We start from the raw sequence: 12,616 nt of genomic DNA, 5'->3' as shown, positions 1-12,616 counted from the left end.
GCGCCAATTATTAGAATTTTCTGTGACACTTTTATGACTTTATGACAGGCGGGATGATAAACGTTTTCAGATTCAGTTGGCAGCAGTACGTTGCAACAAGTCCCACCGGTTGCCGCTGATATCCTCAAACACCACCACGGTGCCATAAGGCTCGTCACGGGGCTGTTCACAAAAATGCACACCGTACGCCTGCATGCGCTGGTAATCCCCCCAGAAATCAGTGGTCTCGAGGAACAGAAATACCCGGCCACCACCCTGCTGGCCGATGGCGGCCTGCTGCTGCGCATTGGCCGCTTGTGCCAGCAGCAGCGCGGAACCGGAGGCGCCTTTGGGGGCAACCCGCACCCAGCGCTTGCCCGGTTTGCCCGGTTTGCCCGGTTCATCGAGCCGAGTGTCCTCCAGGAGCGCAAAGCCAAGTCCCTCGGTAAAAAAGCGAATGGCCTGATCGTAATCAGCCACCAGCAGGGTCAGCGCCCCTATGTGTTGTGACATGGCAGAAAAACCTCAACGGATGAGTCAACGGGCGCAAAGCCCCGGCCAGGGCGCATCATAGCGGCTGGATGGGCAGGGCTCCAGCCGTCATGTGAGTCTTGAAAACGACCGGTGAGGGGGAGTGAGCACTCAAGGGGCTTCGCGCAGCGTCCGGTAGAGGGTGGTGCGGCTGATCCCCAGCTGGCGCGCGGCCTCGCTGACATTGCCGCCGCATGCCGCCAGCGTTTGCTGCACCTGCCGCCGGGTTTGTTCACGCAAGCTGGTCGCTTCCCCCATCGGCAAGGCGCCGGGCTCTGTGGCCACACTGGGCAGATGCAGGTGGGCGGGTTCTATCCAACCCAACCCCTCTGCCAGCACACAGGCCACTTCCAGTGCCTGCTTGAGCTGACGCACGTTGCCGGGCAGCGGATGGGCCAGCAGTTGTTGCTCCGCATCGCGGGTCAGACGCAGGGTCGGGTCCATCTCCGCCAACAGTCGCTGGATCAGCCCCAGACGCTCAGCGGCAGGCCAACGGCGCAGCGGCATCAGCTGCTGGCGCCAGCCGCAGATCCGGTAATAGAGGTCTTCGCGAAATGCGCCACTCTGCACCATGGCCGCCAGATCCCGGTGGCTGGCACTGACCAGCCAGAAATCCACCGCCTCCGGCTTGTGACTGCCAACCGGCGTCACGCTGCGCTCCTGCAATACCCGCAACAGTCGGGTTTGAGCCTGCAGCGGCAGTTCGCCAATTTCATCGAGCATCAGCATGCCGCCGTGGGCTGCGCGCAGATAACCCTGACTGCCCTGGCTGCGGGCACCGCTGAAGGCCCCGCCCACATAGCCAAACAGCTCGGCTTCCACCAGATCTGCTGGTAACGCGCCGCAGTTGACGCACACCAGTGGCTGCTCCCGCCGACTCGACGCTCGGTGCAGGGCCCGCACCAGATGCTCCTTGCCGCTGCCGGTCTCCCCCTCGATAAGCAACGAAATGCCGCGCTCCAGCATCTTGAGCGGCACCTGCTGCGGAGGTAGCACCGAGCTTGAGTGACCCGGCAGGACGGCGCGGGAAGGTGTCGCGTCCGCTTCTGGCAACAGCCGCAAGCCACGCCCCTCGCGCAGCAGTTGCCTGCCATCGAAAGGGTGCAGGCCGAGCCAGAGTCGGCCTGCCCGGTTGGCGCCGAGCAGTTCCCCCTCCTCTCCCAGCAACAGGCGAGCGGACCAGAGGCTCTGGGGATCGAGATCCACCAGCCAGCCCGGCTGACGCGCCAGTAGTGCGTTTTCCAGGGTCATTGCCAGCAGCCGCACCGTGCCCAGCATATCGCCATCGTGATGGGCAGCATCGGTGGAGATATCGAGCACCCCCAGTAATTGCCCATCCGGCCCGAGCAACGGGCAAGCGCTGCAACTGAGGAAGCTGTGCTGGGCGAAGAAGTGCTGATTGCCGAGCACCTGCACTTCACTCTGTTCGGCCAGCGCGGTACCGATCGCGTTGGTGCCCTTGCTCGCCTCACCCCAGCGGGCGCCACTGCGCAAAAAGATACGCTCGGCATGGCGGGCGAACCCCTCATCACCACTGGCGGCCAGAATGGCCCCCTCACCGTCACACAACAACAGGCGACAGGGGCGACCCGCCAGCAACTGGGCAAACAGCGGCAGCACGAAGCGCTGGAAGCAGGAAATCAGAGCCCTGTGCTGCTCCTGACGGGCCGACAGCTCCCCCTGGGGCAGCAAGTCCAGATCGGCACTCTGCTGGCGGCTCAGCCCCTGATGCAGGCAGCGCTGCCAGGAACGCTGGATCGGACCGGGACCGGGTTGAAGTGACTCACTCATCACGCCTCCTGTTCACAAACAGCACGACTGTCTCGGCCACTGTCCAGAAACGGTACAGTTTTATCGCAATAGCCGTGGTCATTGGTTAACCAAGATACGCTGCCATATCCCATTTGATAACGTTTTTGTAACCTTCTGCCTGCTGGTCAGACCCTTTGGCACGCCCCTTGCGATATCAGCTGGCAACCGGTCTGTCAGCCAGTCCGGTCAGGATCACACACATAAAGGATGATGAGATGATTTATACCGCTCCCGGTCAGGCAGGTGCCCTGGTCAGCTTCAAATCCCGTTACGACAACTTCATCGGTGGTGAGTGGGTGGCTCCTCGCGCTGGCCGCTACTTTGAAAACATCTCGCCGGTGGATGGCAAAGTATTCTGCGAGGTCGCCCGCTCCGACGCCGCCGATATCGAGCTGGCGCTGGATGCCGCCCACAAGGCGTTCACCAGCTGGAGCAAAACCAGCGTCACCGAGCGCAGCAACCTGTTGCTGCGTATCGCCGATCGCATCGAGCAGAACATCGAACGGCTCGCCATCGCCGAAACCTGGGAGAACGGCAAGGCGGTGCGTGAAACCCTGGCGGCAGACCTGCCGCTGGTGGTGGATCACTTCCGCTACTTCGCTGGCTGCATTCGCGCTCAGGAGGGCTCGGCCGCCGAGCTGGATCAGAACACCGTCAGCTACCACTTCAAGGAGCCCATCGGCGTGGTCGGCCAGATCATCCCGTGGAACTTCCCGCTGCTGATGGCGGCCTGGAAGCTGGCCCCTGTGCTGGCGGCGGGTTGCTGCAGCGTGCTCAAGCCCGCCGAGCAGACCCCGGTCACCATCATGCTGATGATGGATCTCATCAAGGACATCCTGCCCCCCGGCGTAGTCAACGTGGTCAACGGCTTCGGCGCCGAGGCCGGTCAGGCGCTGGCCACCAGCAACCGGATCCAGAAACTGGCCTTTACCGGTTCGACCGAAGTGGGCGCCCATATCCTGCGCTGCGCCGCCGACAAGCTGATCCCCTCCACCGTGGAGCTGGGGGGCAAGTCCCCCAATATCTACTTCGCCGACGTGATGCAGCACGAGAGCAGCTACATCGACAAGGCGGTAGAAGGGATGTTGATGACCTTCTTCAACCAAGGGGAAGTATGTACCTGTCCCTCCCGCGCGCTAGTGCAGGCCAGCATCTATGACGACTTCATGGACCGGGTGCTGGCCCGTGCCCGCACCATAGTGCAGGGCAACCCCCTCGATACCGCCACTCAGGTGGGGGCCCAGGCGTCCCGCGAGCAGTTCGACAAGATCCTGGGCTACATGGAGATCGGCCGCGGCGAAGGGGCCAAGATGCTGATCGGCGGCGGCCCGGCCAAGGTGAGCGGACTGGAGGGGGGATTCTACATCCAGCCCACCATCTTCTCCGGTCAGAACAAGATGCGGGTGTTCCAGGAGGAGATCTTCGGGCCGGCGCTCGGGGTCACCACCTTCAAGGACGAGGCGGATGCTCTGGCCATTGCCAACGACACCCAGTACGGGTTGGGGGCAGGCCTGTGGACCCGTGACAGCAATCTGGCCTGGCGCATGGGGCGTGGCATTCAGGCTGGCCGGGTCTGGGTCAACTGCTACCACGCCTACCCGGCACACGCCGCCTTTGGCGGTTACAAAAAGTCGGGGATCGGCCGTGAGACCCACAAGATGATGCTGGACCACTACCAGAACACCAAGAATCTGCTGGTAAGTCACGACATCAACCCGCTCGGCTTCTTCTAGCGCAAGCGAATGTCATCAGAAAGGGCGCCTGCGGGCGCCCTCCTTGTTTTGCTTCATCAGATGACATGTCCGGCGATTTGTTATCGGCCTGACTGCTGGCGATAACGCTGAGGGGAGCAGCCCAGCTCCCGGTTGAACATGGCGATAAAGGCCGAGGTGGAGCCGTAACCGAGCCGCCAGCTGATCTCCTGAATGGGCATGTCCCCCTTGAGCCAGGCCAGCGCCTTGAGCAGCCGCAACCGCGCCCGCCACTGACCGAAGCTCATCCCCAGCTCCCGCAGGCAGCGCCGCGCCAGGGTGCGCTCTGTGGTATGCAGTTGTCCGGCCCACTGGGCCAGAGTTCGGGGATCGGCAGGATCGCTGTGTAACGCCGCCAGCATGGGAGCCAGCAGCTTATCCTGACTCATCGGCAGGTAGCTCTCCTGACAACGGGTGCGCGCCAGTCGCTCCACCAGCAACTCGGCCTGTCGCTGATCCCACTCATCCACCATATGGCCTACCCGCCGTTCGCAAAAATCGCTCAGCAGGGCGCGAATAAGTGGGGTTAGCAGCAGCAATCTGGGCTCTGGCGGCAGCTTGGCCGCCAGCTCGTGGCTGACGTAGATGGAGGTGTAGTCGAGGGTCTGCTCGTTGTAGGAGGTGTGGTCGAGACCCGCCGGTACCCAGATAAGATAGTCGGCAGGGGCCACCAGTCGCTGATCCCCCAGCTCTATCTCCATGATCCCCAGGCTGATCATATTGAGCTGGCCCCAGGGGTGGGAGTGCAGCACGGTCGCGCTGTCGGCCAGCATCTGCTGGTAACTGAAAAAGAGCGGATTGGGAGCGGGCAGAACGACATCTACCGGCTGAAAGTGGTGAGTGGCCATCAGCGCCCCTTGTCAGCGAGAGAGAGGTGCAGGCGTGATGCAACGCCCTGTTGGCTCGGTCTCCGGCACAGGCCAAAAGCAGCCATCAGTTGCGGGCAAACGCAGTCCATATGAGCCGGAATAAGGTACATCAGAAAGAGTTGTCTTTTCTGCTGGGTCATCTGTCTGTTTTACGCTACTTGATAATATAAAGACAAGGGTAGACTTGGCCCCCTGTTAATAAGGAGCCTCTGATGCGAATCTTTTCCCCTCTTCTCTTTCCGCTGATGGCTGTGCTGATCTGGGCTACCAATACCGTGGTTTCCAAGGCGGCCGCCAGCGTGCTCGACCCTGCGGCTATCTCCTTCTATCGCTGGGTGATCGCCGCTCTGGCACTGACCCCCTTCTGCCTGCCGCAGCTGTGGCGCCGCCGTAGCGAGGTTCGCCCCTGGCTCGGCAAGCTGCTGGTGCTGGCGGCGCTCGGTATGGTGCTCTACCAGTGTCTGGCCTATTACGCCGCCCACAGCACCTCGGCTACCAATATGGGGGTGATCGGCTCCCTGATTCCGCTGCTCACTCTGCTGCAAGGGGCGCTCTTCTTCGGCCAGCGTCCCGGCAAACAGGCACTGCTCGGCATGAGTCTCTCCCTGTTCGGGGTGCTCTGGCTGCTTGGCAAGGGCGAACCACTGGCCCTGCTCCATAACGGCATCAACCCGGGGGATGGCATGATGTTGCTGGGCTCCGCCAGCTACGCCCTTTACGGCCTACTGATCCGCCGCTGGCACCTGCCGTTTGGCCCCTGGCTCAACCTCTATATGCAGATCCTGCTGGCGGTACTGCTGCTGGTGCCGCTCGCCCTCAGCGCCGACTCGATGGCGGTACCGGCCGAAGGGTGGGGACTGGTGCTCTTCGCCGGGCTCGCCTCCTCCCTGCTGGCGGCTTACTGCTGGATGCGCGGCCTCGCCTGCATGGGCGCCGAGCGCACCTCGGTCTTTATGAACCTGATGCCGCTCTGTACGGCGCTGATCGCCGTCGTCGGCCTGGGCGAACCGATCCACGGCTATCACCTGCTGGGTGGCGGGCTGATCCTGGGCGGGGTGATGACCTCCCAGCTGAAGGGGCATGCGCCGGTAGCCGAACGGGAAACCGCCTGAGAACCAACATCGTCCGGAAACAACAAGGGAGCCCATGGCTCCCTTGTTGTTTCTGCAATGCACTCCAGTGCGCATCTCAACCGGCCCGGCGCCAGCGGTAGCGCCGCTCCGGCCGCCCCCGCTGACCGTAGTTGAGATCCACATCGACTCTGTCTTCCGACTCCAGATACTCCAGATAGCGGCGCGCCGTGGTGCGGCTGAGGGAGAGTCGCAGCGCCACCGTGTCGGTGGAGAAGACGCTCTCCGGCTCACCCGCCAGCAGATCCAGCACCTGACGCAGGGTGATGCTGTCGATCCCCTTGGGAGTGACACGCATCTCCTTGATCTGGGAGCGCCCCCCCTTGCCCAGCAGCTTGTCGAGATCTTCCTGCTCCAGCCGACCCCGCTCGCACAGACGGCTGTGCAGTTGCAGGATCTCGTCCAGGCTCTGCTGGATGCGAAACAGCCGCAATGGTTTGATGACGTAGTCATGAACCCCCAGATTGAGGGCCTGCTGGATGGTCTCCACATCCCGCGAGGCGGTCACCATGATGACATAGGCTTCGCGGTTGTGGCTGCGCAGGCGGCTCACCCACTCAAGGCCGGAGCCATCGGGCAGGGAGACATCCACCAGCAGCAGTTGGGGCACCACACCGGCCATCATGGCATCGGCCTGGGCCAGGGTGCCGGCCCGCCCCAGCAGGGAGAAACCGGATGTCGCCGCCACCAGTTCTGACAAGATGGCACCGATCCGATCGTCATCTTCAATAACAAGCGTGATTATTGGGTCCATGGCTCACATTAATTGGTTTTTATTCAAGTAGATACCAAACAGGGTGGTCTGCTCGGCGGTTCGCCGCCATTCTATCACACCCTCGTGCCGACCCACGGTCTCCTTGACCAGGAACAGACCCACCCCGTGATCGCCGCTCTGGCGACTCACCCCGTAATCGAACAGATGATCGGCCAGCTCCTCGTCGACCCCCTCGCCGCTGTCCTCCACCTCGATCACCAACCGCCGTCCCACATCGCACAGGGAGAGCAGCACCCGCGGCGGCCGCTGCTGGCGGTTGCGCCAGGCCGCCTGCAGGCCGTTGTCCAGCAGGTTGCCAATGAGGGTGATGAGATCGGCCGAGACCGAGGCCGGATACTCCGCCAGCGCCGAATCGGGATCGAGTTCCAGGGTCACCCCCAGCTCGCGAGCCCGGCTGAACTTGCCGAGAATAAGCCCCGCCACCGGCTTGTTGTCGATCAGCCGCAGCAGCTCCTGCAGCATGGTCTGGCACGCTTCGTTCTCCTGCTGGATCAGCTCCACCGCCTGATCCACATGGCCCAGCTGCAACAGGCCGGAGAGGCTGCTCAGCTTGTTGGCGAACTCGTGGCTCTGCATCCGCAGCATCTCGGCATACTGACGCAGATGGGTCACTTGCACCCCCAGACTGGCGGCCACCTCCGGACGGCTGAAGATCAGCAGCCGCCCCGGCGCCTTGCCCTGCACCGCCTGCCAGCGGCCGACGAAGGACTCCCCCTGAATGGTGAAGCTCACTTCCCCACCCTCCTGCTCCAGACAGGGGGCAAGGGGTGGCACCAGCTCCGCCAGCGACTGCCCCTGCAGGGCGTGGCGCCCGGTAACCGGCAGCCGCAGCTGGTAGCTGGCGGTGCTGTTGATCATGTTGATGTTGCCGCGACCATCGAGGGCGATGACCCCTTCAGTGATGTGCTCCAGCACCAGATCCTGCAGGGTGAAGCGGCGCACGATCGCCTCCGGCTCCAGATCGAGCAGGGTCTTGCGCAGCAGGTATTGCACCCAGAGTGCCAACAGCAGGCCGCACCCCAGCACCGCAACGATGGCGCAGATGAGCAGGGCCACCCGCTCCATATAGATGCCCTCCACCTGCTGCATCAGGTAGCCTACCACCACGGCCCCCATGACGCGCCCGTCACCACCCACCACCGGGGAGAAGCAGCGGATCGCCGGCCCCATGGTGCCCCGATCTTTCGAGCAGTAGCTGCGCCGCTCCTGCAGCGCAGGCCAGATATCCTCGCCGCGAAACTTCTGCCCCACCAGCTCGGGGTTGGGGTGGCTGAGGCGGCGACCATGCTCATCGGTCACCACCATATAGGTGGCATCGGTGCGGTTGCAGACCGCCTCCACGTAGTCGCGCAGGGTAGGATCACTGCCCTGACGCAGGGCCTCGACCACCCGGGTATCGGCCGCCATGACCCGTGCCAGATCGCTCCCCTTATCCTGCAGGTTGCTCTCCAGCAGATGACGGATAAAGAGAGCCAGCAGGCTGCCCAGAATGAGGATCAGCAGCAGGGAGAGCCCGAGAGAGAGGGTGACCAACTGGTGGCGAAGTTTCATGCACATACCTTAAAACGTCAGGACGCAGCCCAATAGTGCGGATGCCACCAGGTCTGGTCAATCAAAGGAGCCGGATCGCCGACAAAATCAGCCAATCCTTCCTCGCGGGCACAGAGCGCCACCGCTCTGGCGACGGCGCGGGCCACCTCTCCCACCTGCTCGATGGGGGGCAACAGCCGGCCCGCCACCAGCGGATAGGCGCCGACTGCCCGCACCGCGGCCAGCAACATGCCATCGCTGATGCGGCGCGCCTTGACGGCGCAGGCTCCGAGACCAATACCCGGAAAGACATAGACATTGTTGCACTGGGAGACCACCCGCCGCTCCCCTGCCACCGTCACCGGCACAAAGGGGCTGCCGGTGGCCAGCAAGGCGCGGCCATCTGTGGCGGCCCACACCTGCTCGGGGGTGGCCTCGGCGCTGCGGGTCGGGTTGGAGAGTGGCAGGATCACCGGCTGATCGCACACCGCCCCCATCGCCTGCAGTACCTCGCAGGTAAAGAGGCCGCCCTGACCGCTCACGCCAATCAAGACCGCCGGGCGCACCTGGCGGATGGTCTCCAGCAGCGAACTGCTCCCCTCCTCCACGGCACGGGCAAATGGCTGTTGGGCGCGGGTCAAATTGGGACGATCGCTGCAGACCACCCCATCCTGATCAAACAGCCAGACGCCGTCGTGACTCCCCGCCAGCTGGGCCAGCATGGCGGCGATGCCGCAGCCGGCAGAGCCCGCTCCGACGATCAGCACCGGGGCATCACTGAGGGTGGTCCCCGCCTGTTGCAACCCGGCCAGCACGCAAGCGGAGGCGACCGCCGCCGTGCCCTGAATATCGTCGTTGAACATGCAGAGCTCGTCCCGATAACGGGTCAGCAGGTTGGCGGCATGCTTGCCGGCAAAGTCTTCAAACTGCAGCACCACCTGCGGCCAGCGCTTGCGAATGGCGGCCACCACCTTGTCCATGAAGTGGTAATAGCTCTCGCCGTCGATGCGCGGGGATTGCCAGCCGAGGTAGGAGTCATCCTCCAGCAGCTCGGGATTGTTGGTGCCCACATCGACACAGAGCGGCAGGGTGCGGGCCGGGTTGATGCCACCCGCGGCGGAGTAGAGCGCCAGCTTGCCGATACAGATCCCCATGCCGCCGATACCGAGATCGCCAAGCCCCAGCACCCGCTCGCCGTCGGAGATGACGATCACGTCCACCTCCTGCTCCACCGACTCGAGGATATCGTCAAGATCGTCCCTGTCATGCCAGGAGAGGTAGAGACCGTGACTGCGCAGATAGAGATCGCTGTGGCGCTGGCACGCCTCCCCCACCACCGGGGTGTAGATGATCGGCAGCAGCTCCGGCAGGTGGTGACGCACCAGACCGTAGAAGAGTACCGGGTTGTCCTCTTGCAGCTGACGCAGCAGCAGATGCTGGTCAAACGGACTCTGCATGGCGCTGACCAACCGGTAGATCCGGCGCCGCTGCTGGGAGAGGGACTCCTCCTTGTGAGGCATACGCCCCCGCACCCCCTGACGCTTGCGCTCAGCATAGGGCAGGCTGGTGCCCATCATGATGTCGTTCATTTTGTTTGTTCCTCAATCCGGTATCAGGCGAGCAGGGAGATAAGAGCAGTAGCCAGGATCAGCATCACAGCGCCACCAAGGCGAGAGGAGATCTGGGCAAAGGGCATCAGCTTCATCCGCTGGGCCGCCGAGAGCACGGCTACGTCGCCGGTGCCGCCCATGTTGGCCATGCAGAGCCCGCCGGTGATGGCCGCCTCAATGGGATAGAAGCCGATCATCCGGCCGACCAGAGCCGCACCGAGAGCCCCGCCAATCACGGTGACCATGACCAGCACGAAGTAGCTGATGGAGAAGGCGCTGATCAGTTCCGGAATACTGGTGTAGGCGACACCAATCCCCACCAGCAGGGAGGGGGTGAGGTTGCTCACCACAAACTGATACCAGTCGGCCGCCGCCTGTTCATAACGGCGCGGCAGCAGGCCGCTCACCTTGATAAAGGCTACCGCCAAAATCATCAGGGCGAAGGGGTGCATGGGGATAAAGTTGCCAAGCAGGGAACCCAGCACAAACATGCTGGAGCTGATAAAGAGCCCCATACCCAGACTCTGCAAGGTCGGCGCTTCGGCCTGCTCATCGGCAATGCTCTGGCTACTCTCTTTAACCATCAGCTTGCCGTTGCCAGTCAGGGAGGGGTAACGGCGACCGAGCCGCGCCAGCAGGGAGCCCACCAGAATGGCCAGGGTATTGGCGATCACCACCGCTGGCACCATCCGTGACAACAGATCGGCACTGGACATCTGCATCGGGCCGGAGAGGATCTCTACCAACGGCACCGCGCCAGCCCCCATGCCGCCGCCCATGATCGGCAGGCCGATCAGCAGCACCGCATTCTTAAAGCCATACCCCATCAGGGAGCCGACCAGCCCCACGCTCAGCAGTGCTAGTGCGACGCCGCCAAGAATGACCGGCAGGTAGCGCATGGCGGCATTTTTCAGCAAAGCGCCGCTCATACCGAACACCGAACCGGTCACCAGACTGGCGATAAAGAAGTTGAGAAAGCCCCCCTCCTTCATGAAGTTGGTGATGACCTGCCCCGCCGGCACCGGCAGCAGCTGATATTCGAACAGGGCGGCGCCGCCGAAGATGGCGAGGATGGTGCCGCCCCCCAGGTATTCGCGGATCGGCATGATCCGCTCGCCCAGTTCGGTCAGCAGGGTGCCCAGCACAAACATCAGTGCCAGTGCACCGACCATGCCCAGCGGCAACGAGCCATTCCAGCCGGAAAAGAGAACGCAGGTCGCCAGCCCCAGAAATATAAAGAGCGGCACATGTACAGGATCTTTAGCAGCAACCAATTGAAATAGATATAAAAATGGCTTCGATTGTGATCTGATTTTATCGCCAAACAAAACCGCCACGCACGAAGCCATGACCATTATCGATGCCAACCACTATCTTGAGCAACTTCTCTCTCCTGCCGAACTCGACCGCATTGCCCGTGACTGCCAATTTTGCTTGCGCAAACGAGCCATTACGCCTGCCATGCTGGTGACTGCACTCTTGCGGGCACTTGGCTGCGACCAGGTCGATGGTATCGCTGGATTGCACCATCATTTCAATGCCTTGCAACTGGTTGATGCCCATCAGGTTTCCTACAAGCCCTTTCACAACCAGTTGCGCAAAGCGTCGTTCGCCCTGTTCATGAAGGCGCTGGTTGAACGGGCTATCGCCTTGCGTATCGGCCAACAGATGAAGACTGCATCCCTTGGCGCATTCAAACAGGTGTTGTTGCAGGATGGTACTTCCTTTGCCGTCCACAAAAGCCTGGCCGAAGTGTTTCCGGGAAGGTTCAAGACCATTAGCCCGGCGGCAATCGAGTGTCATATGCTCATGTCTCTATTGGAGCAAAGTCCAGTTTGCATGCAGGTCTCTGCCGATACGGCGTCAGAGCGCCAGTTCCTGCCTGAGCCCGAGCGGCTCAATAACAGCCTGCTGTTGGCGGACGCGGGTTACATCGATATGGCCTACTTTGCGAAACTAAACGAGGCGGGCGGTTTCTATCTGGTCAGGGGTAGTAAGAGCCTGAACCCGAAGATTATCCGGGCATGGCGCGGTGACGAACGGGAAGTGCCGAAGCTGGCGGGCCTGTCACTCAAGGATGCTGGACGGCGGCACTGTCGGGCAGAGGTACTGGATATGGTGGTGAAATCGGGCAAGTTCGAGTATCGGCTGATCCGACGCTGGTTTGCCGAGGAGAAACGGTTCTGTATCTGGATGACCAATCTGCCACGAGAGGCATGGCCAGCAGAGCGGGTGATGAGCCTGTACCGCTGTCGTTGGCAGGTGGAGCTGCTGTTTAAGGAGTGGAAGTCGCACAACCGGCTCAAGGGCTTTGTGACAGGTCAGAAAGCCATTGCCGAGGGGCTGGTGTGGGCCAGCCTGTTGTCGCTGGTGATGAAAAGACGGGTAGCTCAGACGCTGATGGGGGACGGTTTATCCACACTGAAAGCGGCGAAAAATAGCGGAACCTGGTGGTTCCCGTTATTGGAAGCGGTGGCTCATCGGGTGTTGGTGGAAATAAGAGAGCGTCTGGAATGGGCTGCCGTTTACTTGGCGAAAAATGCCCGTCGAACCAAGCAGCGAAAATCGATACAGAACAGGACCTTAGAAGGAATTTCAAATGAAGTGTTTTCTTAAGGTCCTGTATATG

General features: G+C 62.2%; 10 protein-coding genes. 3 read left to right on the top strand and 7 right to left on the bottom strand.

Annotation, left to right across the window (positions count from 1 at the left end; all coding sequences use genetic code 11):
* Positions 1 to 72: 72 nt before the first annotated feature.
* Both AB5Y97_RS08875 and AB5Y97_RS08870 read right to left on the bottom strand, forming a co-directional pair.
* Positions 73 to 492, bottom strand: coding sequence for a VOC family protein (locus AB5Y97_RS08875; protein WP_201947463.1), 420 nt, complete (start codon positions 490 to 492; stop codon positions 73 to 75).
* A 129-nt stretch (positions 493 to 621) separates the two neighbouring features.
* A complete protein-coding gene (locus AB5Y97_RS08870) occupies positions 622 to 2,301 on the bottom strand; it encodes a sigma-54-dependent Fis family transcriptional regulator (RefSeq protein ID WP_201947461.1) in 1,680 nt (559 codons plus the stop codon).
* A 236-nt stretch (positions 2,302 to 2,537) separates the two neighbouring features.
* Between AB5Y97_RS08870 and AB5Y97_RS08865 the strand changes: the two genes are divergently transcribed.
* On the top strand, positions 2,538 to 4,055 hold the full coding sequence (locus tag AB5Y97_RS08865; protein ID WP_042079825.1) for an aldehyde dehydrogenase family protein: 1,518 nt from the start codon (positions 2,538 to 2,540) through the stop codon (positions 4,053 to 4,055).
* Positions 4,056 to 4,135: 80 nt separating this feature from the next.
* On the opposite strand, the gene AB5Y97_RS08860 is transcribed toward AB5Y97_RS08865, so the two are convergent.
* Positions 4,136 to 4,921, bottom strand: coding sequence for a helix-turn-helix domain-containing protein (locus AB5Y97_RS08860; RefSeq protein ID WP_236361801.1), 786 nt, complete (start codon positions 4,919 to 4,921; stop codon positions 4,136 to 4,138).
* A 233-nt stretch (positions 4,922 to 5,154) separates the two neighbouring features.
* On the opposite strand from AB5Y97_RS08860, the gene AB5Y97_RS08855 reads away from it, so the two are divergent.
* A complete protein-coding gene (locus AB5Y97_RS08855) occupies positions 5,155 to 6,054 on the top strand; it encodes a DMT family transporter (RefSeq protein WP_368157632.1) in 900 nt (299 codons plus the stop codon).
* A gap of 76 nt (positions 6,055 to 6,130) precedes the next feature.
* On the opposite strand, the gene AB5Y97_RS08850 is transcribed toward AB5Y97_RS08855, so the two are convergent.
* From AB5Y97_RS08850 to AB5Y97_RS08835, 4 genes are read right to left on the bottom strand one after another with little or no spacing between them, the layout of a single operon-like run.
* Positions 6,131 to 6,826, bottom strand: a complete 696-nt coding sequence (locus tag AB5Y97_RS08850) for a response regulator (RefSeq protein WP_139735660.1) — start codon at positions 6,824 to 6,826, stop codon at positions 6,131 to 6,133.
* A gap of 3 nt (positions 6,827 to 6,829) precedes the next feature.
* Entirely contained in the window at positions 6,830 to 8,398 is a 1,569-nt protein-coding gene (locus tag AB5Y97_RS08845; protein ID WP_069526286.1) for a sensor histidine kinase, read from the bottom strand.
* Positions 8,399 to 8,415: 17 nt separating this feature from the next.
* The gene (locus AB5Y97_RS08840) at positions 8,416 to 9,966 is read right to left on the bottom strand and encodes an NAD-dependent malic enzyme (protein WP_368157629.1); all 1,551 of its coding nucleotides are present in this window, start codon (positions 9,964 to 9,966) and stop codon (positions 8,416 to 8,418) included.
* Positions 9,967 to 9,989: 23 nt separating this feature from the next.
* Entirely contained in the window at positions 9,990 to 11,234 is a 1,245-nt protein-coding gene (locus tag AB5Y97_RS08835) for a 2-hydroxycarboxylate transporter family protein (protein ID WP_368157627.1), read from the bottom strand.
* 100 nt (positions 11,235 to 11,334) lie between these two features.
* Between AB5Y97_RS08835 and AB5Y97_RS08830 the strand changes: the two genes are divergently transcribed.
* Positions 11,335 to 12,603: an IS4-like element ISAeme4 family transposase gene (locus tag AB5Y97_RS08830; RefSeq protein ID WP_041206016.1), complete on the top strand. Its 1,269-nt coding sequence runs from the start codon at positions 11,335 to 11,337 to the stop codon at positions 12,601 to 12,603.
* Positions 12,604 to 12,616: the final 13 nt, after the last annotated feature.

It is taken from the genome of Aeromonas sp. R10-2, from assembly GCF_040908445.1.
In the GTDB taxonomy this organism is placed as follows: Bacteria; Pseudomonadota; Gammaproteobacteria; order Enterobacterales; family Aeromonadaceae; genus Aeromonas; species Aeromonas veronii.
Note: the sequence above shows the minus strand (reverse complement) of the source record. Positions and strands in the feature narration are given on the sequence as shown.

Excerpts from the sequence above, each read along its gene's own strand:
- AB5Y97_RS08875 (WP_201947463.1), bottom strand. The coding sequence starts at position 492 with ATGTCACAACACATAGGGGCGCTGACCCTGCTGGTGGCTGATTACGAT.
- AB5Y97_RS08870 (WP_201947461.1), bottom strand. The coding sequence starts at position 2,301 with ATGAGTGAGTCACTTCAACCCGGTCCCGGTCCGATCCAGCGTTCCTGG.
- AB5Y97_RS08865 (WP_042079825.1), top strand. The coding sequence starts at position 2,538 with ATGATTTATACCGCTCCCGGTCAGGCAGGTGCCCTGGTCAGCTTCAAA.
- AB5Y97_RS08860 (WP_236361801.1), bottom strand. The coding sequence starts at position 4,921 with ATGGCCACTCACCACTTTCAGCCGGTAGATGTCGTTCTGCCCGCTCCC.
- AB5Y97_RS08855 (WP_368157632.1), top strand. The coding sequence starts at position 5,155 with ATGCGAATCTTTTCCCCTCTTCTCTTTCCGCTGATGGCTGTGCTGATC.
- AB5Y97_RS08850 (WP_139735660.1), bottom strand. The coding sequence starts at position 6,826 with ATGGACCCAATAATCACGCTTGTTATTGAAGATGACGATCGGATCGGT.
- AB5Y97_RS08845 (WP_069526286.1), bottom strand. The coding sequence starts at position 8,398 with ATGAAACTTCGCCACCAGTTGGTCACCCTCTCTCTCGGGCTCTCCCTG.
- AB5Y97_RS08840 (WP_368157629.1), bottom strand. The coding sequence starts at position 9,966 with ATGAACGACATCATGATGGGCACCAGCCTGCCCTATGCTGAGCGCAAG.
- AB5Y97_RS08830 (WP_041206016.1), top strand. The coding sequence starts at position 11,335 with ATGACCATTATCGATGCCAACCACTATCTTGAGCAACTTCTCTCTCCT.